General features: G+C 64.5%; 23 protein-coding genes. 8 read left to right on the top strand and 15 right to left on the bottom strand.

The genetic code is table 11. The annotated features are described in order from the left end of the window. The first annotated feature begins 58 nt into the window (after positions 1-58). Positions 59-946, top strand: a complete 888-nt coding sequence (gene ku, locus ACR9YP_RS13530) for a non-homologous end joining protein Ku (RefSeq protein WP_438105790.1) — start codon at positions 59-61, stop codon at positions 944-946. Between the two features lie 136 nt (positions 947-1,082). On the opposite strand, the gene ACR9YP_RS13525 is transcribed toward ku, so the two are convergent. The 6 genes from ACR9YP_RS13525 to ACR9YP_RS13500 form a co-directional block, all read right to left on the bottom strand. Then, positions 1,083-1,772 carry a response regulator gene (locus ACR9YP_RS13525; RefSeq protein WP_370989413.1) on the bottom strand — a complete coding sequence of 230 codons (690 nt, stop codon included), beginning with the start codon at positions 1,770-1,772 and terminating at the stop codon, positions 1,083-1,085. Next, positions 1,769-4,492 carry a DUF4118 domain-containing protein gene (locus ACR9YP_RS13520; RefSeq protein WP_474220139.1) on the bottom strand — a complete coding sequence of 908 codons (2,724 nt, stop codon included), beginning with the start codon at positions 4,490-4,492 and terminating at the stop codon, positions 1,769-1,771. Before ACR9YP_RS13520 ends, ACR9YP_RS13525 begins: the two co-directional genes overlap by 4 nt. A gap of 37 nt (positions 4,493-4,529) precedes the next feature. Further along, positions 4,530-5,132 (bottom strand): K(+)-transporting ATPase subunit C, encoded by a 603-nt coding sequence (locus tag ACR9YP_RS13515; protein ID WP_438105786.1) that lies wholly within the window; start codon positions 5,130-5,132, stop codon positions 4,530-4,532. A 108-nt stretch (positions 5,133-5,240) separates the two neighbouring features. Next, positions 5,241-7,355 (bottom strand): potassium-transporting ATPase subunit KdpB, encoded by a 2,115-nt coding sequence (kdpB, locus tag ACR9YP_RS13510; protein ID WP_438105784.1) that lies wholly within the window; start codon positions 7,353-7,355, stop codon positions 5,241-5,243. 17 nt (positions 7,356-7,372) lie between these two features. After that, positions 7,373-9,076: a potassium-transporting ATPase subunit KdpA gene (gene kdpA, locus ACR9YP_RS13505; protein ID WP_438105782.1), complete on the bottom strand. Its 1,704-nt coding sequence runs from the start codon at positions 9,074-9,076 to the stop codon at positions 7,373-7,375. A gap of 111 nt (positions 9,077-9,187) precedes the next feature. Then, entirely contained in the window at positions 9,188-9,277 is a 90-nt protein-coding gene (locus ACR9YP_RS13500) for a K(+)-transporting ATPase subunit F (RefSeq protein ID WP_166814017.1), read from the bottom strand. A gap of 592 nt (positions 9,278-9,869) precedes the next feature. On the opposite strand from ACR9YP_RS13500, the gene ACR9YP_RS13495 reads away from it, so the two are divergent. From ACR9YP_RS13495 to ACR9YP_RS13465, 7 genes are all read left to right on the top strand, one after another. After that, positions 9,870-10,337 carry a hypothetical protein gene (locus tag ACR9YP_RS13495; protein ID WP_438105780.1) on the top strand — a complete coding sequence of 156 codons (468 nt, stop codon included), beginning with the start codon at positions 9,870-9,872 and terminating at the stop codon, positions 10,335-10,337. A 22-nt stretch (positions 10,338-10,359) separates the two neighbouring features. Further along, positions 10,360-10,638 (top strand): hypothetical protein, encoded by a 279-nt coding sequence (locus tag ACR9YP_RS13490; RefSeq protein ID WP_438105779.1) that lies wholly within the window; start codon positions 10,360-10,362, stop codon positions 10,636-10,638. Positions 10,639-10,770: 132 nt separating this feature from the next. Beyond that, positions 10,771-10,923 carry a hypothetical protein gene (locus ACR9YP_RS13485; RefSeq protein ID WP_438105777.1) on the top strand — a complete coding sequence of 51 codons (153 nt, stop codon included), beginning with the start codon at positions 10,771-10,773 and terminating at the stop codon, positions 10,921-10,923. 127 nt (positions 10,924-11,050) lie between these two features. Next, positions 11,051-11,242: a hypothetical protein gene (locus ACR9YP_RS13480; protein WP_438105775.1), complete on the top strand. Its 192-nt coding sequence runs from the start codon at positions 11,051-11,053 to the stop codon at positions 11,240-11,242. A gap of 14 nt (positions 11,243-11,256) precedes the next feature. Then, positions 11,257-11,391: a hypothetical protein gene (locus ACR9YP_RS13475; protein WP_438105773.1), complete on the top strand. Its 135-nt coding sequence runs from the start codon at positions 11,257-11,259 to the stop codon at positions 11,389-11,391. A gap of 245 nt (positions 11,392-11,636) precedes the next feature. Continuing rightward, complete coding sequence (gene upp / locus ACR9YP_RS13470) at positions 11,637-12,272, top strand: uracil phosphoribosyltransferase (RefSeq protein WP_474220138.1); 636 nt, start codon at positions 11,637-11,639, stop codon at positions 12,270-12,272. Between the two features lie 33 nt (positions 12,273-12,305). After that, positions 12,306-13,877: an AMP-binding protein gene (locus ACR9YP_RS13465; RefSeq protein WP_438105771.1), complete on the top strand. Its 1,572-nt coding sequence runs from the start codon at positions 12,306-12,308 to the stop codon at positions 13,875-13,877. A 6-nt stretch (positions 13,878-13,883) separates the two neighbouring features. Here the strand turns inward: ACR9YP_RS13465 and ACR9YP_RS13460 are convergent, their stop codons facing one another. The 9 genes from ACR9YP_RS13460 to fliD all read right to left on the bottom strand — a co-directional run bounded on the left by ACR9YP_RS13460 (position 13,884) and on the right by fliD (position 22,139). Further along, a complete protein-coding gene (locus ACR9YP_RS13460; protein WP_438105770.1) occupies positions 13,884-14,795 on the bottom strand; it encodes a flagellin in 912 nt (303 codons plus the stop codon). Positions 14,796-14,807: 12 nt separating this feature from the next. Next, the gene (flgK, locus tag ACR9YP_RS13455; protein WP_474220137.1) at positions 14,808-16,583 is read right to left on the bottom strand and encodes a flagellar hook-associated protein FlgK; all 1,776 of its coding nucleotides are present in this window, start codon (positions 16,581-16,583) and stop codon (positions 14,808-14,810) included. A gap of 18 nt (positions 16,584-16,601) precedes the next feature. Continuing rightward, entirely contained in the window at positions 16,602-17,072 is a 471-nt protein-coding gene (locus ACR9YP_RS13450) for a flagellar protein FlgN (protein ID WP_438105766.1), read from the bottom strand. Between the two features lie 6 nt (positions 17,073-17,078). After that, positions 17,079-17,339, bottom strand: a complete 261-nt coding sequence (locus tag ACR9YP_RS13445; protein WP_438105764.1) for a hypothetical protein — start codon at positions 17,337-17,339, stop codon at positions 17,079-17,081. Between the two features lie 3 nt (positions 17,340-17,342). Next, positions 17,343-18,608, bottom strand: coding sequence for a flagellar hook protein FlgE (gene flgE / locus ACR9YP_RS13440; protein WP_474220135.1), 1,266 nt, complete (start codon positions 18,606-18,608; stop codon positions 17,343-17,345). 31 nt (positions 18,609-18,639) lie between these two features. Further along, positions 18,640-19,305 carry a flagellar hook assembly protein FlgD gene (locus ACR9YP_RS13435; protein WP_438105762.1) on the bottom strand — a complete coding sequence of 222 codons (666 nt, stop codon included), beginning with the start codon at positions 19,303-19,305 and terminating at the stop codon, positions 18,640-18,642. A gap of 263 nt (positions 19,306-19,568) precedes the next feature. Continuing rightward, entirely contained in the window at positions 19,569-19,841 is a 273-nt protein-coding gene (locus ACR9YP_RS13430) for a hypothetical protein (protein ID WP_438105761.1), read from the bottom strand. Positions 19,842-20,004: 163 nt separating this feature from the next. After that, positions 20,005-20,433: a flagellar export chaperone FliS gene (locus ACR9YP_RS13425; RefSeq protein ID WP_474220133.1), complete on the bottom strand. Its 429-nt coding sequence runs from the start codon at positions 20,431-20,433 to the stop codon at positions 20,005-20,007. A gap of 17 nt (positions 20,434-20,450) precedes the next feature. Continuing rightward, on the bottom strand, positions 20,451-22,139 hold the full coding sequence (gene fliD, locus ACR9YP_RS13420; RefSeq protein ID WP_474220132.1) for a flagellar filament capping protein FliD: 1,689 nt from the start codon (positions 22,137-22,139) through the stop codon (positions 20,451-20,453). Between the last annotated feature and the right edge of the window lie 39 nt (positions 22,140-22,178).

The raw sequence follows: 22,178 nt of genomic DNA, 5'->3' as shown, positions 1-22,178 counted from the left end.
CCAAAACCCCACGGAAGGGTTGGGGTTCCAAAACGCCTTGAAAACGCTGGAGAATGGAATGGCCCCGCGTGCCTATTGGAAGGGAACGTTGAAGCTCTCGCTGGTCAGCTGTCCGGTCATGCTCTATCCGGCTGCGACCGCCGCGGAGAAGACTCGGTTTCATCTCATCAACCGCGAGACCGGGAACCGGCTCAAGCAGCAGATGATCGATTCCGAGACCGGCGACGTCGTCGAGAGCGACCAGAAGGGGCGCGGCTACGAGCTGAGCAAGGGCAAATATGTCGAGGTCGAACCGGAGGAGCTCGAGGCGGTCCAGATCGAGAGCAACCACACCATCGACATCGAGAGCTTCGTGCCGAGCGAGGAAATCGACCAGCGCTACCTCAACCACCCCTATTACATCGCCCCCGATGGCAAAGCCGCGGTCGACGCCTTCGCGGTGATCCGCGACGCCATGAAAGATCAGGACCGCGTGGCACTCGCAAAAATCGTGCTCACCAACCGCGAGCACGTGATGGCGATCGAGCCGCTCGGCAAGGGCCTGCTCGGCACCACGCTGCGCTATCCTTACGAGCTGCGCGACGAGGATCAGTTCTTCGAGGACATCAAGAGCCCGAAGATCACCAAGGACATGGTCGAGCTCGCCGGCCACATCCTGCACTCCAAGGCCGCGCATTTCGATCCTAGCGAATTCAAGGACGAGTACGAGAACGCGCTGAAGGCGCTGGTGAAGCGCAAGGCCAGCGGCAAGAAGATCGAGCTGCCGGAGCCCGAAGAACGGCCGAGCAACGTCGTCAGCCTCATGGATGCGCTGAAGCAGAGCCTGAAGGGACGCGGAAGAGGGAAAAAGACTGCGGCGAAGTCACATGCGCGCCGTGCGCAGGGGCGGCACCGAGCCACCAGGAAGGCGCACCGTTCACCGGCGCGGCATCGCAAGGCGGGTTGATTCACTCAGTCATTGCGAGCGCAGCGAAGCAATCCAGAATCTTCCCGCGGAGGGACCCTGGATTGCTTCGCTGCGCTCGCAATGACGATGTGGATACAGGCTCGCGCGACAACTCAGTCGTGACCAGAGGACGGGCCTAATCCCCCGCCTTCAACCTGTATCCGATCCCCGTCTCCGTCAGCACATATTGCGGCCGTTCCGGGTCGGCTTCGATCTTCTGGCGGAGCTGACGGACATAGACGCGCAGATATTGCGCATCCGTCAGCTCGTCCCAGAGCTCCTTGAGCAGGAAGCGGTGGGTGAGCACCTTGCCGGCGTGCTGCACCAGCACGCGAAGAAGATCGTATTCCTTCGGTGACAGCTTCACGTCGCGCTCGCCGACCTTGACGATGCGGCGAACGAGATCGACGGAGAGGTCGCCGGTGCGGAACACAGGGCGCTCGCCCTTGACCTGAAGCTGGTGGCGGAGTGCGGCACGCAAGCGGGCCAGCAGCTCGTCCATGCCGAACGGCTTGGTCAGGTAATCGTCGGCGCCGAGATCGAGCGCTTGCACCTTGCCGGCCTCGTCGCCGCGGCTCGACAGCACCACGATCGGCACGCCCTCGTTGCGGGCGCGGATGGAGCGCAGCAGCTCATGGCCCTGGATGTCGGGCAGGCCGAGATCGAGGATGATCAGCGCCGGCTCCTCGGCAAGCTTGTCCAGCGCGGTCTTGCCGTTCGACGCCTCCAGGATCTCATAGCCCTGCGTCGACAGCCCCATCCGCAGCAGTTTACGGATCGGCGGCTCGTCATCGATGACCAGAACCTTGATCGGGGCAGCACTCATGCAGCGGTATCCAATGCGTGGGTCTGCACTGGGACGGGCAGACGGATGGTGAGGATCGCGCCGCTCCGGTCGCTGCGGTTGGCGGCCGAGATCGTGCCCCGCATCGCCTCGACGAAGCCGCGGGAGATGGCAAGGCCGAGCCCGGTGCCGGGACGAACATGGTCCCCCTTCTGCACGCGATAGAACTTGTCGAACACGCTCTCGAGCTCGTCGGGTGGGATGCCTCCGCCCTCATCGGCGATCTGGAGAACGACTTGATCGCGCTCGCGCTGACTGCGGATCGCAATCGTGGTGTCGGCCGGCGAATATTTTGCGGCGTTGTCGAGCAGGTTGAACAGCACTTGCTCGAACAGTACGGCATCGAGCTCGAGCATCGGCAGATCGGCCGCCAGCACGAGCTCGACCTTGTGGGCAGCGAGGATCTTGGCCGCCCGCCGCAGCGCGCTACCGACGATCTCGCCGAGATCGTGCAGCGCCGTGTTGGGCACGATGGCGCCGGATTCGAGCTTGGTCATGTCGAGCAGATTGGCGATGAAGCGGTTGAGCCGTTCGGACTCGTCGATCACGGTCGCGAGCAGGTCGCGCTTCTCGGTGTCCGAGAGTGCGCCGGCGAGATCGCGCATGGTGGAGGCCGCGCCGAGCACCGAGGCCAGCGGCGTCTTCAAATCGTGCGAGATCGAGGTCAGGAGCGCCGAGCGCAGCCGCTCGGATTCGACGGTGCGCTTGACGCGGTCCATGTCCTCGACCAACAGCACGCGCTCGATCGCGAGTGCGCCTTGGTCGACCAGCGCGTCGAGCAGCCGGCGCTGGTCCGGGGTCAATAGCGGGCCGGTGCGGTCGTTGTCGATGCCGATGACGCCGATTGGCCCGCGCCCGGTGCGCATCGGCAGGAACAGCCGTTTCGCACCCGGCAGCGTGTCCGAGCCGCGGCCTGCGGGGCGGTCGTTGCTCCAGGCCCAGTTGGCGGCGGCGAGGTCGGCCTGATCGAGCTCATCCTCCGGCGGATAGCCGGATTTCACCGTGAGCAGGCCCTCTTCCGGCAGCAGCAACACGACGCGGACCTTCAGCATCAGCGCGATCTGGTAGGCGGTTGCCCACAGCACATCGTCGAGCGTGGCGGTGCCGGCGAGCTTGCGGCTGAAGGCATGGAGCTGCTCGGTCATCCGGATCCGGCCGATCGCGGTGTCGGCCTGGATGCGCACGCGCGCCGCGACATTGGAGACGATCATCGCCACCACCATGAACAGCACGAAGGCGGCAACGTTGGTCGGGTCGGTAATCGTGAAGGTGTAGATCGGCGGAATGAAGAAGAAGTTGTAGCAAAGCGACGCCGCCACTGTTGCCATCAGGGACGGCCACAAACCATAGCGGACGGCAACCGCGACGACCGAGGTCAGCAGCACGAGATCGACGTTCTCGAGGCCGAAATAGGGCTGGATCAGCTCGGCGGCGCCGAGGCCGATCAGCACGATGCCGAGCGCCTTCAGATAGGGCCGCGGGTTGAACGGCTCCGAGCGAGCAGCGGTCTGCACCGCGGTCTTGGGCACGGCCTCGCCGGGCAGCTCGTCACCGGCGATGACATGGACGGTGATGTTGCCGGCGCGGCGCACCAGGTCATGCACGACTGAGCCGCGCGTCATCTCGAACCAGCGCGAACGCGTCGACTTGCCGATCACGATCTGGGTGACGTTGTTGCCTTGTGCGAAGTTGACGACGTCGTCGGCGATGCGGCGGCCGACGGCGGGAATCGTCAGCGCCTCGCCGCCGAGCGATTCGGCAAGCCGCAGCGTATCGGCCAGCCGGTCGCGCTCATCGTCGGACAATTGCAGGGATCGCCGGGTCTCGATCGAGAGCGCGGTGAACGGGGCATGGAGCCGGTCGGCCAGCCGCTTGGTATAGCGCACGAGGCCAGCCGCGCGCGGATCCTCGCTGACGCAGACGAGGATGCGTTCGCCCGCTGCCCAGGGACCGGCGATGGCGTTCGCCTGCATATGGGTGAGCAGTTGCTCGTCGACCCGCTCGGCCGTGCGCCGCAGCGCGAGCTCGCGCAACGCGGTCAGGTTGCCCGGCGAGAAATAATGCTCCAGCGCCCGCTCAGCCTGCTTGGGCACATAGACCTTGCCCTCCTTAAGCCGCTGGATCAGATCATCAGGCGTGAGGTCGATCAGCTCGATCGCATCGGCCCGGTCGAACACCGAATCAGGCACGGTCTCGCGCACCCGCACATGGGTGATCTGGGCGACGACGTCGTTCAGGCTCTCGATGTGCTGGATGTTGACGGCGGTATAGACGTCGATGCCGTGGGAGAGCAGCTCGTCGACGTCGAGATAGCGCTTGGGGTGGCGGCTGCCCGCCGCGTTGGTGTGGGCGAGCTCGTCGACCAGCGCAATCTGCGGCCGACGCGCAATTACGGCGTCGAGGTCCATCTCCTCCACGACCTGGCCGCGGTAATCGAGCCGCTTGCGCGGGACCACCTCTAGCCCGCGCACCAGCACCTCGGTCTCAGCGCGGCCGTGGGTCTCGACGAAGCCGACCACGACGTCGACGCCCGCCTTGCGCTTGGCGTGAGCGCTTTGCAGCATCTCGTAGGTCTTGCCGACGCCGGGGGCGGCGCCGACGAAGATCTTCAGCCTGCCGCTCGCGCTCTCCTCCCGCCGCGCTGCTTCCAGCAGCGCCTCGGGCGACGGACGTTGTTCGGGATCACGGCGCTGTTGAACCATCAGGCCAATATAATCACCCCCGTGTGCCGAGCCTAGACTACTTCGCGGCGCGGTCGAGCGCGAGATTCAGCGCCAGCACGTTGACGCGGGGCTCGCCGATCAGGCCGAGCAGACGGCCTTCGGTGTTGGCAGCCACGAGTTGCTCGACTTGATCCTCCGGCATCTTCCGCGCCTTCGCCACGCGCGGTATCTGGAATTGCGCCGCCTCCGGCGAGATATCAGGATCGAGGCCGCTGGCCGACGTCGTGACCAGATCGACCGGCACCGCCGCATTCGGATTCTCTGCCTTCAGCTTGTCCACATCTTCCTTCAGCCGGTCGGCCAGCGCCTTGCTGGTCGGGCCGAGATTGGAGCCGCCCGAATTGGCGGCGTTGTAGGGCGCCGGCACCGTTTTGGTTGAATCATTAGGGTCCGGCGCAACCGTCGCCGAAGGGCGGCCGTGAAAGTATTTGTCCTCCTTGAACTCCTGCCCGATCAGGGCGGAGCCGACCACCTTGCCGTCCCTCTCGATCAGGCTGCCCTGCGCCTGCACGGGAAACAACGTGCCGGCAATGGCAGTCATCGCCAGCGGATAGGCAAGGCCCGTGATGGCGGTGAGCGCCAGCAAGAGCATGATGGCGGGACGAATTTCTCTGAGCATGTTAGTCTCCTATTTCTTCCGCCATTGCGAGCGAAGCGAAGCAATCCAGAGTCTTTCCATGGAGGCAGCCTGGATTGCTTCGTCGCAAGGGCTCCTCGCAATGACGGGCTATGCCAAATGCAAGGCGGTGACGACGAGGTCGATCGCCTTGATGCCGATAAAGGGAATGACGATGCCGCCGAGGCCGTAGATCAAGAGATTGCGTTGGAGCAGCGCGCCGGCGCCGACGGCGCGGTAGGCAACGCCCTTCAGCGCCAGCGGGATCAGCGCGATGATGATGAGCGCGTTGAAGATGATCGCCGACAGGATGGCGCTCTGCGGGCTCGACAGGTTCATGACGTTGAGCACGCTGAGTTGGGGGTAGAACGCCAGGAACATCGCCGGGATGATCGCAAAATACTTGGCGACGTCGTTGGCGATCGAGAACGTGGTCAGCGCACCGCGCGTCATCAAGAGCTGCTTGCCGATCTCGACCACCTCGATCAGCTTGGTCGGATTGGAATCGAGGTCGACCATGTTGCCGGCCTCGCGGGCGGCCTGAGTGCCGGTGTTCATGGCGACCCCGACGTCGGCCTGCGCGAGCGCCGGCGCGTCGTTGGTGCCGTCGCCGCACATCGCGACCAGCTTGCCCTTGGCCTGCTCGTCGCGGATCAGCTTGAGCTTGTCCTCGGGGGTTGCCTGCGCCAGGAAGTCGTCGACGCCGGCTTCCGCGGCGATCGCAGCCGCCGTCATCGGATTGTCGCCGGTGATCATGATGGTGCGGATGCCCATGCGGCGCAATTCGGCAAAGCGCTCGCGGATGCCACCCTTGACGATGTCCTTGAGCTGGATGACGCCGAGCAGCTTGCCGTCCCTGGCGACCGCCAGCGGGGTGCCGCCGGCCTTCGAGATATCATCGGCAATGGCCTGGATCTCGCGACCGAGATCCGACAGCGCGGCCGGCTGGATTGCCCGCGCCGCGTTGCCGGAGGCAACGGCCAGCGGCGCGCCGCCGCCGACATAATTCAGCATGGCATCGACCGCGCCCTTGCGCACCGATGAGCCGCCGGCATCGACGCCGCTCATGCGAGTTTGCGCGGTGAACGGGATGAAAGTGGCGCCAAGCTCGGCCATGTCGCGGCCACGGATGCCGTATTTCTCCTTCGCCAGCACGACGATAGAGCGGCCCTCCGGTGTCTCATCGGCGAGCGAGGCGAGTTGGGCCGCGTCCGCCAGCTCCTGCTCGGTGACGCCGCGCACAGGACGGAACGCCGTCGCCTGCCGGTTGCCGAGCGTGATGGTGCCGGTCTTGTCCAGCAGCAGCGTGTCGACGTCACCGGCAGCCTCGACGGCGCGGCCGGACATCGCCAGCACGTTGAAGCGCACCAGGCGGTCCATGCCGGCGATGCCGATCGCCGACAACAGCGCGCCGATCGTCGTCGGGATCAGCGTCACGAACAGGGCGACCAGCACGATCACTGAGATCGAGCCGCCGGCATAGGCCGCATAGCTCGGGATGGTGACGGTCGCGAACACGAAGATGATGGTGAGACCGGCGAGCAGGATGTTGAGCGCGATCTCGTTCGGGGTCTTCTGCCGCTCGGCGCCCTCGACCAGCTTGATCATGCGGTCGATGAAAGTCGAGCCCTGGGCTGCGGTGATGCGGACGCGGATCCAGTCCGACAGCACCTGCGTGCCACCGGTGACCGCAGAGCGGTCGCCGCCGGATTCGCGGATCACGGGTGCGGATTCGCCGGTGATGGCGGCCTCGTTGACGGAGGCGACGCCCTCGATCACCTCGCCGTCGGAAGGAATGGTGTCACCGGCCTCGACCAGCACGATGTCGCCGACCTTGAGGCTCGTGCCAGGCACGAGCTTGAACGGCTGCTCGGACCCGGTCAGGAGCTTGGCCTGGCTTTCGGTGCGGGTCTTGCGCAGCGATTCGGCCTGCGCCTTGCCGCGGCCTTCGGCCACCGCTTCGGCGAAATTGGCGAACAGCACCGTGAACCAGAGCCAGACGATGATCTGGAAGGTGAAGCCGAGGCTGGCAACACCGGTGACGATGTCACGCAGGAAGATCACCGTGGTGAGCGCAGCCACGACCTCGACCACGAACATGACAGGGTTCCTCACCATCAGCCGCGGATCGAGCTTGGTGAACGAGGCGCGGATCGCGGGCATCACGATTCTGGGATCGAGCATTGCCGACATCGGCGCACGTTTTTGCAGTTTCATCGTCTCCATGGAGGTCACTCCAAAAATCAGAACAGGTTGCCGGCGTTCATCGCCAGATGTTCGACGATCGGGCCGAGCGCGAGCGCCGGGAAGAAGGTCAGGCCACCCATGATCAGGATGACGCCGACGACGAGGCCGACGAACAGGGCGCCGGTGGTCGGGAACGTGCCCATGGACGGCGGGATCGACTTCTTCTCCGCAAGCGATCCCGCGATCGCCATGGCCGGGACGATCATGAAGAAGCGGCCGACGAACATCGCGCTTGCCAGCGTCAGGTTGTAGAAGAACGTGTTGCCGGTGAGCCCGGCGAAAGCCGAGCCGTTGTTGCCGGCCGCCGATGTGAAGGCGTAGAGCACTTCGGTGAAGCCGTGCGGTCCGGAATTCGCCATGGAGGCGACTGCCGCCGGATAGACCACGCCGACCGCGGTCCAGCCGAGGATCATCAGCGGCAGCACCAGGATGGCCAGCATCGCCATCTTGACCTCGCGCGCCTCGATCTTCTTGCCGACATACTCCGGGGTGCGACCAACCATGAGTCCCGCGACGAAGATCGCGAGAATGACGAACAGCAGCATGCCGTACATGCCGGCACCGACGCCGCCGACGATGATTTCGCCGAGCTCGATGTTGATCAGCGGGATCATGCCGCCGAGGGCGGTAAAACTGTCATGCATCGCATTGACCGCGCCGCAGGAGGCGGCGGTGGTAACGACCGCGAACAGCGAGGACGCCACGATGCCGAAACGGACCTCCTTGCCCTCCATGTTGCCGCCAGTCAGACCCAGCGCATGGAGCGTCGAGGTGCCGTTCGCCTCCGCCCAATAGGTGATGGCGGCGCCGGCCAGAAATAGCACGCCCATCACGGAGAGGATCGCCCAGCCCTGGCGCTGGTTGCCGACCATGCGGCCGAACACATTGGTCATGGCCGCGCCAAGCGTGAAGATCGACAGCATCTGCACGAAGTTCGACAGCGCCGTCGGGTTTTCGAAGGGGTGCGCGGCATTGGCGTTGAAGAAACCGCCGCCATTGGTGCCGAGCATCTTGATCGCGACCTGCGAGGCGACCGGCCCGACCGCAATGGTCTGCTTGGCGCCTTCGAGCGTGGTCGCCTCGATATACGGCCCGAGCGTTTGCGGCATGCCCTGCCAGACCAGGAACAGCGCATAGACGACGCAGATCGGCAGCAGCACGTAGAGCGTACACCTGACGACGTCGACCCAGAAATTGCCGACCGTGCGCATCGAAGCGCGCGAGAAGCCGCGGATCAGGGCCATCGCCAGCGCGATGCCGGTCGCGGCCGACAGAAAGTTCTGGTGCGTCAGGCCGAGCATCTGCACGAGATAGGACAGCGTGCTCTCGCCGCCGTAGTTCTGCCAGTTGGTGTTGGTGATGAAGGAGACCGCGGTGTTGAAGGAGAGATCCTCGGCGACCGCGCCCTGCCCGGCCGGATTGAAGGGCAGCACGGCCTGAAGCCGCATCACGCCGTAGATGATGAGGAAGCCGCCGACATGGAACAGCAACATGGCGACCGTGTAGGTCAGCCAGTGCTGCTCGCGCTTCTCGTCGACGCCGGAAATCCAGTAGATGCCGGCCTCGATCGGACGCAACACCGGCGACAGGAACGTCCGCTCGCCGTTGAACACGCGCGTCATGTGCCAGCCGAGCGGCTTGGTCAGCGCAACGATAATGGCGCAAAACAGAATGATCTGGAGCCAACCGATCACAGTCATGGAATTAACCCTTCAGGCTTGGTGCCGGCGCAACAGCGGCAGGAGCACCGTCAGCAGACAGGCGACGAGCACGGCGTCGGCCAGCAGCAATTCGACGAGCAGCAGCACGGCTCAGAACCGCTCGGGCCGCAGCAGCGCATAGGTGAGATAGACCAGGAGGCCGAGGGAGACGGCGCCGGCGAGGGCATAATCGAAGATCATGATCCGCTCCCTCACAGCCGTTCGCAGGCATAGGTGTAGCCGATCGCAAGGGCGAAGAAGACGAAGCCCAGCGCCAGCATCAGAATGTCCATCATGACGATACTCCTCAATACGAGACGATATCCGGCGAGCCCGTCTCAGGCCGGCGGGCGGCTTGCTGGGAGCGAATGCAATGCATGCCTCTCCGGCCGGGAACTTCACGGCGCTGAGGTGCCACCGCGCACATAGGTTTTCGAGATGAGCCCTATGGCGACGTTATAGGAATCTCATAAAGGCGAGCGGGCTGAGGCTCGCCCAACTTTGCGCCGTCGTCCCGGCGAAGGCCGGGACCCATAACCCCAGGAAGTAGTTGCGCCCCGAAGCCGGTAACCAAGAGTCTTCGCCGAACCACCTTGCGTGGCTATGGGTCCCGGCCTTCGCCGGGACGACAGCGGAGAATGTGAGCGACCGAGCCTTCCATGAGCGCACGCCCTCCCCCGCACTTATGAAATCCCTATATCTCTCGCCCGATCCTCATCTCGCTTTCAAATGCCCTCCCGGCCATCTTGGCAATGCCGGCCGACTGACCGACGCCAATTTCAGGAGGCCTGATATGACCGCCGCTGTCCCACGCCATGACCCGCCTTCCCTCAGCCAGCGGCTTCGCGCGGTACCGGCGATGACACGGCCGCTGATGCTCGACATCATCGAGCACGCCTGCCGGCGCGTCTCCTCGCTCGGGCAAAGCGAACGCACCACACGCATCATGCGCCTGATCGACGTCGAGGCCTGGGCCGATGCGGCACTGGCGCTGGTGCAGCTTGAGCTGCCGATGTGGCAGGTCCGCCGCATCGCCTATGACGACGGCGAGTGGCATTGCGCGCTGTCGCGCGAGCGTGAGCTGCCGGACTGGCTGGACGCCGCGGTCGAGGGGCGCCATGCCGACCTCGCGCTGGCTTTGCTGTCGGCCTTCCTCGAGGTCCGGACTTTGGTCGCGGATGTGCGGCGACCGAGCGTTCCTTCGGTTCGTCCTGCGCCGGATCCGCTTTACGAGCAACTCGTCTGCGACAATTTCGGCTAGGGCAGCCTGACGGATCGATGCCGTGTCGCAAGCTCCCGACATGCCGCGCACGCTGACCCCGTCGCGCGTGATCGCACGTTTCGCGGTCCGCCTCGCGCTGCTCGTTGGCTTTGCCGCATTCGGCAGCATCGGCTTCGGCCGGAGCCTCGCCGTCCTGCTCTGGATGTCGATCATCCTGTGCGCGCTCGCTGGCCTCGTCAGGCGCGAGCCGCTGTTCGGAGCCGCGCTCAATCATTGGGACGAAGGCGTCGCCTTCGGCGCGCTGTTCGCGCTGGCCCACATCGTCGACGATGTGGCCTGAACGTCCGGCTTTATGACCTTCCTATGAGATCGCCGCGCCCCCGCCCTCGAAATCATATTCGCGACTGAGGATACTGAGGACGCCGGCAAGGACGTGCGTCCCACGCCGGCACCGTTCAGAAGGAATATCCTCGTGAAACTCAAATACGCATTGAGCGTGCTTGGCCTGATGTCCGCCGATACACGGCTTCCGATCGTGCCGCTGGACGCGGTCGCGCAGAGAGAGGTGGTACGCGCGTTCGCCGCGATCGCCGATGAGGAATTGATCGACAGCGTCAGGGCATAGATCTGCGCGCTTATGAGATTCCTATACGGAAGCCTCGGCGTTCATCTCGCAATCCTACACATCGCTGCTGATCATGTGAGAGAGATCGGAGCGGCCAATTCACCGCACCACGGACAAGGACTTTCAAATGTCGATGCTGACACATGGATTTGAACGGCCTCTTGGCTGGGCAGAGAGCACCATGCGGCTATCGCCGTTCCGCGAGGCCCAGCTCAAGCGCGTCGCGCTCCGCGCGCTGACCCTGCTCACGATGGGCAGCGTGCTCACCGCGCTGATTGCGCTCAGGACCGCAATCTATGTCTGGCATCTCCACGCCTGAGCGGGGCCACCATCATGACCTTGCAGCCCTTCAAGGGAAATCTCGAGCAGGCGGTCACCGTAACCGTCCTGACCATGACGCTGAGCATGGTCTGGGGCGCCATCCTGACGATCATGATCACGCTCGTCGCGCGCGGGCTGGGGGTCTAATCCTCACTTATGCTCCTGGCTTGCGCACGATCCACCAGCCGTCGAATGTCACCGCGAAGAGCTGCCTGCGCCAGCCGGCCATGGACGCCATGCGCATGGCGATCGACCGCGAACTGACCATGGCTGCCTAGGAGGCGAGCAACCGGGCGCGCAGCGCGGTCGCTGTGCCCGGTTGAGGCGGCATATCCCGCGGAAAAGACCCGACCGATCTGGCGCAATTTCACGGAACCGTGTAGAGCGGTTTCATGAGCACAAGCAGCGTCAACGTCGTCGCCCACCCCCTGGTCCAGCACAAGCTCTCTTTGATGCGGGAGAAGGACCGCTCGACCAAGAGCTTTCGCGAGATCCTGAACGAGATCGGGATGCTGCTCGGCTACGAGGTGACGCGCGACCTGCCGCTGGAGCTGGTGGAGATCGAAACGCCGATCGCACCGATGCAGGCGCCGAAGATCGCGGGCAAGAAGCTCACGCTGGCGCCGATCCTGCGCGCGGGCGTCGGCTTCCTCGACGGCATGCTGGCGCTGATGCCCTCGGCGCGCATCGCCCATATCGGGCTCTACCGCGACCCCGAGACATTGCAGGCCGTGGAATATTACTTCAAGGCGCCGCAGGACCTGTCCGATCGCACCGTGATCCTGATGGATCCGATGCTGGCCACCGGCAATTCGGCCTGCGCCGGCTCCTCGCTGCTCAAGGCGCGCGGCGCCCGCGACATCCGCTTCGTCTGCCTTTTGGCCGCGCCCGAGGGCATCGCGAAGTTCCAGAGCGAGCATCCCGACGTCCCGGTCTGGACCGCCGCGATCGACGAACGGCTCAACGACCACGGCTACATCGTGCCGGGCCTGGGCGATGCCGGCGACCGGATGTTCGGCACCAAGTAGACAGCTTCGCGCGATCGGGTTACTCCGATTGCCATGCTGACCGACAGATTTTCGCTGCAATCGCTGATCCGGACCGAGACCGCCAGTCCCGCCTTCGTGTTCGACGGCACGCCGGTTTCGTGCGCGGAGTTATCAGGAAGGATCGAGCAGACCGCCGCCTGGCTCGCCGCGCAGGGCATCGGCAGAGGCGACGTCGTCGCGGCCTGGCTGGTCAACCGGATCGAATGGCTCGCACTGCTGTTCGCCGCGGCCCGCCTGGGCGCGGTCGTCGCCGCCGTCAATACGCGCTATCGCAGCGCGGAAGTCGCGCATCTGCTGCGCGTGTCCGGTGCCAAGCTGATGGTGGTCGAAGCCGCGTTCCGCTCGATCGACTTTGCCGCCATCCTCGCCGATATCGCCAAGGACGAGGTGCCCGCACTGCGACAGCTCGCGGTGGTCGGCGCGGATGCCATCCCGGCGCACTGGCCTTGTGTGCGGTTCGATGCCTTCGAGCGGCCCTATCCGCCCGCCCCGCCGGCTCAGGACGACATCGGCCTGCCGGTCCTGCTCTACACGACATCGGGCACGACCAGGGGCCCGAAGCTCGTCGCGCATTCGCAGCGGACGCTGGCGACGCACGCCGCCTCCATCGTCCAAGCGCTCAAGCTTGATCCACAGCGCCATTCGCTGCTCGCGATGCTGCCGTTCTGCGGCACTTTTGGCATGACGAGCCTGCTCGGTTTCATCGCAGCGGGCGCGACCATTCATGTGCTCGACGCCTTCGAAGCGGCGCCGGCGGCGAAGATCCTCAGCGCGTGCAGGATCACGCATTCATTCGGCTCGGATGAGATGTTCCGCCGCATCCTCGCGCTCACCGATGCACCACGTCCGTTTCCGCATCTCGAAATCTGCGGCTTCGCCGCATTCCAGCCAGGCTGGCGCGAGCTGGCCGCGGAGGCCGAGGCGCGCGGCATGCCGCTGTTCGGCCTCTATGGTTCGAGCGAGGTGCAGGCGCTGTTCTCGATCGGCCGCGGCAGCGATGCCTTCGCCGACCGCATCGAAGGCGGCGGCTGGCCGATGTCGCCGGACGCGAAAGTCCGCGTCCGCGATGTCGAGACCGGCGAGCTTGCGGCCCAGGGCGTTTCCGGCGAGATCGAGATCAGCGCGCCGTCGCGCTTCCTCGGCTACTTCAACAATCCCGAGGCGACGCGCGAAGCGATCACCGCCGACGGATTCTTCCGCACCGGCGACATCGGCCACCTGCGCGGCGATGGTTCATTCGTCTACGAGACCCGCGCGGGCGATGCGATGCGGCTCGGCGGTTTCCTGGTCGCGCCCGGAGAAATCGAAGACGAGCTCAAGTCGTGCGCTGGGGTGGCCGACGCTCAGGTGGTTGCGGTCGATCTCAAGGGCCAGGCACGCTGCGTCGCCTTCGTGATCCCTGCTGGAGAGCCACCGCGACAGGACGCGCTGACTGCCCATCTGCGCGAGCGGCTCGCCGGCTACAAGGTGCCGGCGCGGATCTATGTCGTGGACGCCTTTCCCGTCACCGACAGTGCCAATGGCGTCAAGATCCAGCGCGCCAGGCTTCGTGCCATGGCGATGGAACGGATCGCCGCCGAATAGGCCGACCTATTTCAAATAGCTCGCGAGATTGAGGCTGAGGATCTTGGCGAGTGCCGAATAGGACGCGGTGAGCTGGGCCTGGTAAGTCGAAAGCTGTGCCGTGATGGCGGCCACGTCGACACCGGTGAGGTCGTTCGACAGCGTCTCGGCATAGCTCTTGTAGTCGCTCTGGCGGGCGCTCGCGCTCTCGATCGACGACGCCGCGCTGGACAGCTTTGCCTGCACGGCCGCGGTGTCGTCGAGCGCCGTGCCAGCGAGATCGAGCGCGCTGGCAATATCCGAAGACGACAGCGAGGTGCTGTTGGCGACGAACTTCAGCACCCGCATCACCTCCTCGAACGCCGCATTGTCGGCGGTTACGCCGTACGACACCGTCTCATCCGAGGCGACGCGGACCGAGGCGATCTCGTCATCGCCGTAATAATAGCTGGTGTCCGCCGTGGTGGTGGAGCCGGTCCCGGACGAAAAGCTCGTGAGATCGACCGGCGCCGTATCGGTCTTGCCGCCGGCGAACACATACTGACCGTCATATTGCGTGTTCATGAGCGAGCCCATCTGCTCCAGCATCTGCTGGGCGGTCGTGATCACCGAATTCGTCTCGGTCGAGCTGCCGGTCGAGGCTGCGCTGAGCTGGGAGCGGAGCTGCGTGAGGATGTCGGTCATCGAGCCCACGGCCGAATACATCACCTGGACCTTGCTGTCGGCCAGCGTCGCGGCATCGATATAGGATTGCGCGCGCGTCACCGAGACCTGGAGATTGACGATATGCTGCGCATCCGCGCCGTAGCCGCCGAAATCGGTCGAGACGACGCCCGACGATTCCTGGATCTGCTTGTTGGCCATGACCGTCTCGACGCGCATCGCATCGGCGATCATCTTGTCCGACTGCGCGAAGGTTGCAACCCGCATCGCAACCATGGCCTTCCCCTCTTACGTCGACTGCACGGCGGTGAGCAGCGCCGAGTACATCGAGTTGATCGCCTGGATCAGCGCTGATGCCGCAGAATATTTGTTCTGGAGCGTGCTGAGCTTGGCGGATTCCTCGTCGAGGTTGACGCCCGACTGCGACGCCAGCGAGCTCGCATAGGTCGACTGCGCGGTCTCCTTGGCGGTGTAGCTCGTCGACGCCTGGGACGCCTTGCTTGCGACATCGGCAACGATGGCCGAGGCGTAGTCGGCCAGCGAGCCGGTGGTGGCGGCAAGCCCACCGGTGGAGGCAAATGTCCGGGAGTTCGTCAATGCGTCGTAGAATGCATTGACCACGGTGGCCGACCCCGACGGCAGTACGGAGCTGCCGACCGTCAGACTCGATGACGAATCCAACGTCGCGAGTTGAAGCTCGTTGGTGCCCGACAGGATCTTGCTGTTGACCGCGATATCAGCCGCGCTCGTTCCGGTCACGAGATCGTTGAGGCCAAAATATTCCGAAAATCCCTCACCCGAGCCTCCCACCGAGCTCGTCATCTCGTTGATGGCGACGCCATTGCCAGATCCGGTCGCCGTGATCGAGAGATGGCCGTCCGCATCGACCGAGGCGGATAATCCGGAAATGCCGTTGATGGCCGTGACGAGATCCCCGACGGTGGAATAGGACGACAAATCGAGATCGCCATAGGAGACCAGATTGCCGCTCTGATCGGTGACGGCAATGCGCACCGTTCCGGTGGCGGAGAGCGCCGTAGAGCTGGTGACAACAGTCGTGCCGGTGAGGCTCGTCGGCGCCGGCACCGACGAAGCGCCGTTCGAGACGCTGTTCATCGCCGAGGCAAGCTGTTGCGCGAGCTGGTCGAGCTGGGACTGCGCCGCCGGCAGGGTCGTGTCGCGAAGCGTGATGAGCGCGCCGATACCGCCGCCTGATATCTGGGAGGTGATGTCGACCCCGTTCACCGTGATCGCGCTGAAGCCGTTCGACGACGAGCCGGCGGTGTAGGTCGTCGATGCCGTCACGTTGGCCGCAGCGGTATAGCTGATCGTGTGCGCGGACGAATCGACCAGCGCCTGGCCCGAATTGGTGTAGATCTGGAGATCGCCGTTCGACGCCGTGAAATAGCTGATATTCATCTTCGAGGCGAGATACTGGAGCGCGGTGTTGCGCTGGTCCTCCAGGTCCGCGGTCGATTGGCCCGCTGCCGCCGTCTGCTTGATCTGGGCATTCAGATCCGCGATCTGCTCCAGGTCCGCGTTGACATCGTCGATCGCGGACGCAATGTCCTGGTCGGCATCGGCGCGGAGCTTCTGGATGCCGCTTGAGGTCTCCCGCAACTGGCTCGCGACGTCGTCGAGTGCGCTGACGACGTTGGATTGCAGCGAAGCGCTGCTCGGTGTGCTCGCCAGTGACGACAGCGCCGATTCGAGCGAGGCAATGCTGTTGGCGAGCGAGGTCCCGGTCGACGAATCGTCGGTGCTGCTGGTCGATCCGTAGAGCTTCTGCAGCGAGGTCAGATAGGTGTTGGCGGTGTCGGCCGAGCCGAGCTCGGAGGTCGCAGCGATCAGCGACTTCAGCAGCAGCTTGTCGACCGTCGAGGTGATGCCGGTCACCGTGACGCCGGTGCCGACACCGTTGGTGACGCTGCTGGACTGGTTCGCGGTCTTCCGGGTGTAGCCCGTCGTGTCGGCGTTCGAGATGTTCGAGGACGTCACGCTGATCTGCACGGACGTCGACGACAGCCCGCTGAAGGCGATCGATCGTGCGATATCGAGTGACACGGCAGCTTCCTCGGCTCGTCAGGCGCTGCGGCAGGTGCCGCTGGAGACCGCGCGCGCGGCGACACGGCCCGAGGCCCCGTAGGGCGACACCGTCGCGATCTGCTCGCGGATCGCCTGCATGACCGCTTCGATCCGGCGGTTGCTGGCCTCGATCGCCGCGCGCAGGCGCACCAGATTCTCGTCCATCGCCGCGCGCAGCTTCAGGATCCGCTCCATCAGCTGCTCGCGCAGGATCCGGTCCCCCACGTTCAGGCTGGTCGTGCCCGCCGCACATTCGGCAACGGTCCGTTCGAAGATCTCCGCCAGCTGATTCTTCTCGTCGACCTGCTTCAAGCGCGAGGCCGGCAAGCCCTTGGCAAGCTCGGCGTTCTCCTCCACGACCAGCGCGGTCAGCGCATCGATGAGCACGATCAGCGACTTGATCCGTGCGTCGCCGCTCGCAGCGTTCGTCCTCGCTTGGCTCTTGGCTTGAGCTACACTCATGATCATTGCCTTCTAGTTGTGCCGTTTGCCGCGGTGGACTTGCGAGTTGCGCAGATACGTGCCGATCGCGGTTGCCCTGACGGCGGCCTGCCTCATCTCGCCCTCGATCTCCGCGCACTGCTTCAACAGGCCGCGGCGGGTCGTCTCGAAATCGTCGAGCAGCGCGAGCAATTGCTTGCGGTCGCGGCCTGTGACGGTTGCGGCGCGGCCGACCAGCCGCCGCAACCGGCGCAGCAGCGCTTCGCCCGTCGTGCTTGCCTTTTCACCGGGCATCGCTCACCTCATCGCCGAGATCAGGGTGTCGTACATCTTGTTGACGGTGGAGATGACCTGGGACGCGGCGGAATAGGCCTGCTGCGCCGAGATCATGCTCGAGAACTGGCTGGAGGTGTCGGTGGTCGACGATTCCAGCTCGCTGCCGTAGATCGTGCCCGCACCGTTCTCGCCGGAGGCCTGCAAGGCGGCGTTGCCCGACGTCACCGTCGCCGAGTAGATGCCGTCGCTGGAAGCCGCGAGCCCGTTGGGATCGGCGAAGGTCGCCACCGCAATCTTGTAGATCGCAATGGTCTGGCCGTTGGAATAGGTGGCGTCGACCACGCCGTCCTTGCCGATCGAGATGCTGGATAATTTTCCGTAGGACAGGCCGTCCGAATCGATGCTGGTGACGTTGACCGACGGCGTGGTCTCGCCGGAGGCGTATTGCGTCAGACCATCGGTGCCCCCGGCGGTGCCGACGTCCATCGTGATGGTGCTGTCGGCCGCACCGTCGGTCCAGCCCGTGATCGACACGGTGGCCGGGTCCGGGCTGGTGCTGGCGAGCGAGCCGTCGCTGTTGAAGGTGATGTCGATCATGCCCGAGGCTGTGCCCGTCGCGGTCGTGGTATCCGAGGCCGACGTTGGATTGGCGAAGCTCGCGCTCCAGGCGTTGGTCCCGGTCTTGGTCCAGGTGATCTGCATCGTGTTCGCTGCACCGAGCGAATCGTAGACCGTCATCGAGCTGGTATAGGTGTCGCCGGTGGCAGCGTCCGACGGCAGGTTCGCCGCGATCGTGGTCTTGGTGGTGGCGCTGCCACTGGTCGAGGCGACCTGGGTGTTGATGGCCTCGAGATTGCTCGCCGATTCGCTGCCGACGACGTTGCCGTCGGCATCGGTGCGCCACCCCTCGAGATAATAGCCGTTGTTCTCGAGATAGCCCGCATTGTTGATCGTGAAGGCGCCGTTACGCGTATAGGCGACGGTGCCGCCGGTGGTGGCATTGGTCACCACGAAGAATCCGGACCCCTGGATCGCAACGTCGGTGGCATTGGAGGTCGCAGCCAGCAGGCCCTGCTGGGTGATGTTGGCGCGGCCCGAGACGGTGACGCCGCCCGAGGCGTAGGAGGTCGTATTGCTGGACGCGGTCACGAGCGCGTCGAACATCGCCGACGTGGTCTTGTAACCGGTCGTATCGGAGTTGGCGATGTTGTCGCTGATCATCGACAGGGACTGGCTCTGGGCGCTGAGCGCCGAGATCGCCGAGGACAATGCACCGGTGAGACTCATGATGAAACTCCGAGGAAATCAGGATGTCAGATCAGGACGTGACGCCGAGGATGTTGGCGGCGCTGACGGCGACACCGTTCACCGTGAGCGAGGGCGTGGAGGTCGAGGTGTCGATGCCGGTCACCGTGCCGGTGACGGTCGTGTAGTTGAGCACCGAGTTGCCGGCGGAATCTGTCGCCGTCACCGAGATCGTGTACTGGCCGCCATCGGAGAGCTGATTGCCGCTGGAATCCTTGCCGTCCCAGGTGAAGCTGTTCGAGCCCGCATTTCCCGTTCCGGCGCCGGTGTAGACGACATTGCCGGAAGAGTCCGAGATGCTGATCGATACGTTCGAGGCCGCCGAGGACAGCGAGTAGCCGAAGGTCGCCGAGCCGTTACTCAGGGTCGACGTGTCGGTCTTCGCCTCGACGGTGTGGCCGATGTAGTTCACCGAGTTGAGCGTCACGAGGCTCGAGAACGAACTCGCCAGCGACGACATGTTGGAGTTGATCGACTGCTGCTGAGTGAAATTGGCGTAGGAGGTGAGCTGATTGATGAAGTCGGTGGTCGACGTCGCGTTCAGCGGATCCTGGTTCTGAAGCTCACTGACGAGCAGGCTGAGGAAGTCGCTGGAGGTCAGCGTCGAACTGGACGATGTGCTCGACGACGACGTCGTCGTGGTGGCTGTCGAGACGGAGCTCGTCGCGGAAACGGTCATCGGTCACTCCGGTTCTCGTGCGGCCGGCGGTGACGATGTCGGCGGGCGGCACGTGAAATCTGTGTGCTGATGAAACGCGTGGGCGCGTGGATTCAGGCGCGGATTCGCCCGCGCAAAAACAGCTTTCGACACGGCAAAATCTGCCGTGCGCGCGTTTAGAAGTGCGATGATGTCAGGTTGATTTAGCGGCGCGCTGCCGCTGCGTTCCCTCTCCCCGCAATCGGGGTGAGGTGAAAGAGACACAATTTGTCAGAAAGAGCCGCTCAGCTCTCCGCCGTCTCGCCTTCGGTGCGCGGCTCGGCAGTCTCGTCTTTCATTTTCGCTGCCGCAGCGACGATGCGGTCGGCGAGGCCTTTGGGCGCGCGGACCGGAGGTGCGGCGAGCGCATGGCGCAAGGCGCGCGCCTGTTCCAGCAGCGCTTGCGCGGTGGCCGATTGCGTCAGCAGCTCTTCGGCGGGCAAACGCCGGTCATCGGGCCAGAGCGAGAGATCCTCGCCCAGCCGATCGATCAGTTCCTCAAACTCGGTGACGTCCATCGCCCGCCGATTCCGCTTCGGTCAGGCCCGTCATAAAGCATTGCCGGCATGCCGAAAACCGGATTTCGGCGGACTGAAGCGCAAAAGCGTCCGCAGCACCACGGAAGCCGGCCGGAATTGAAGGTGGACGCCTCCCCTGCCCTCTGGATCGGGAAGCCGAGGCCTAGCCCGTGCGGACCGAACCGGTCGGTACGGCCTTGCCGCCCCGCACGGTCGCATCGACGGACTCCCAAGCCTCGCGCAGCTCGGCCAAAGCGGCAATGATCCGCTGAAAAGCTTGTCGGGCGTGCGGCCGGCCGTAGGCCTTCAGGCTCGCCAGGATGAGGGCGTTGTAGGTCTGGAACAGCCGCTCGGCGACCGCCCCGCCCTTGGCGAAATCGAGATTGTGGCTGAGGCCGCGGAGGATCGCGGTTGCCTTCATCACGTATTCGTGCCCTTCCTCGAAGCGGCGCGCCTCCTGGGCCGCGAGCGCCTTCTGGAGGAAGGTGATCGCGCCGCCGAGCAGCATCGACACCGCCTTGAGCGGCGGTACGGTGGTTGCCGTGCCCCGATAGGCCTGATTGGCCATGTACGCGGTTGGATTATGCATCATCAATTCACTCGATCCGATCAATCGCTCGACGAGCTGTTCAGCAATGCCTTGAGATATGTCAGCGTGCTGTTGGCGCTCTCGATCGCGGCCTGATATTTCGCGTATTGCGTCTCCAGCTGCGACTGCAGGGTCGACGCCGCGCTGTTGATGTCGTCGACCTTCTGCTGCAGCTCTTCATCGCGCGTCGTGAGGTTGGTGATCAGCGTTTGCAGCGCGCCAGTCGAGGACGAATAGTTCTTCGCGACCTGATAGAGCTGCGTCGCGATGCCCGAGGTCGATGTCACCGTGATCGACTGGGAGGTCGATCCGCCATAGGTGAAGGCCATGCCGGCATAGATCGAGCCGGAGGCGCCGATGATGGTGTTGCCGCTGACCGTGAACAGCGAGGAGTCGCCACTGACCGAGGCCGAGGTGAGGTTTCCATCGGAATCGACCGCCAGATCCAGGGTGAAGGATTGCGGCGATGTCCCGGTATTGATGACGCTGAGCTGGCTGGACGACGTCGTCGTCTGCGCCGACAGCAGTTTGGTCACGCCGCTGAGATTGGTGGTCAGGATGTCCGAAAGCGTGCTGGTGTCGAGCTCGAGCTCGTTGTTCTCGTTGAACGACAGACCGAGGTCGGCCATGGTCAGCCCGCCCACGGTGCTGTTCAGGGCATTTTGCAGCGCATCCATGATGTTGCGCATGGTTCCGTCGCCGAACAGGACCGCGCTCGACGCTGCCGTTCCGTCCGTCGCGGTCGCCTGCTGGGCGATGACCTCGTCGCGAAACGCGTTGTAGTTGGTGACGAAGGTCTCGATCGCCGATTCGATCTGGCTGGTATCGGGCTCGATACTGATGTTCAGCGTCGTTCCGTCGGGCGTTGCCTGGAGCAGGCTGAAGGTGACCCCGCTCAGGACGTCGGAGATATCGTTGGTGTCGCGGGTCATCGCGATGCCGTCGAGCGTGAACTCCGCCGATTGCGCCTCCTGAAGCACGTCGGCGAAATACCCCGAACTGTCGGTCACGCCGAGCTCGTTCAGGATGTCGTCGCCCGACGTGCTGGAATAGGTGATGTCGGCGGCATCCTCCGTGCCCGTCAACACCATCTCGTATGAGCCGCTGGAGACCTGCACGATCGATGCCTGGACGTTGGTGGTCGAGGTCTGGGCATTGATGGCATCGACGACGTCCTGGAGCGACATCGTGCTGGTGACGGTAATGTCGGACGTAGCACCGCCTTCGAGACCGATCGAAAACGTGCCGGAATAGCCGAGCTCGTCGGTCTGGCTCGACTGCGAGGTGCCGATCACCTTCTGCGCGGTCGCGAGCTGGCTGATCGTCAGCGTGTGGTCGCCCGTCGCGGCACCGCTCTGAAGGGTCATCGAGAGCGCCGAGGAGGCGCTCACGTCTCCCGTCGAACCGATACTTGCCGCGCGTGTGGCGAATGCGCTGCTGGAAAGCGAGTTGACGACCGAGGTCGCCAGCGACGCCAGCCCCGAATACAGCGTCTTCAAATCGCTCTGGAGCGTCTGATACGCCGAGATCTTCGCCTCGTTGTTCGTGATCGAGGTCGAGATCGTCGTGGCCTGCGCGGTCTTGGCGTCGACGGCGGCCTGGATCAGCGCCGACCAGTCGATGCTGCTCGAATTGGTGGTCCCGCTCGTGGTGACCGAGACTGCCGAACTCGTGGAGCTTGTGCTGGTGCTGGAACTGACGGTGGTCACTTTGCGTGGCGGTCCCTGATAGAGGGCGGGCCGGCATCA

This window comes from Bradyrhizobium sp. BR14999, assembly GCF_056106085.1.
This window is presented reverse-complemented; position numbering and strand designations above follow the sequence as displayed.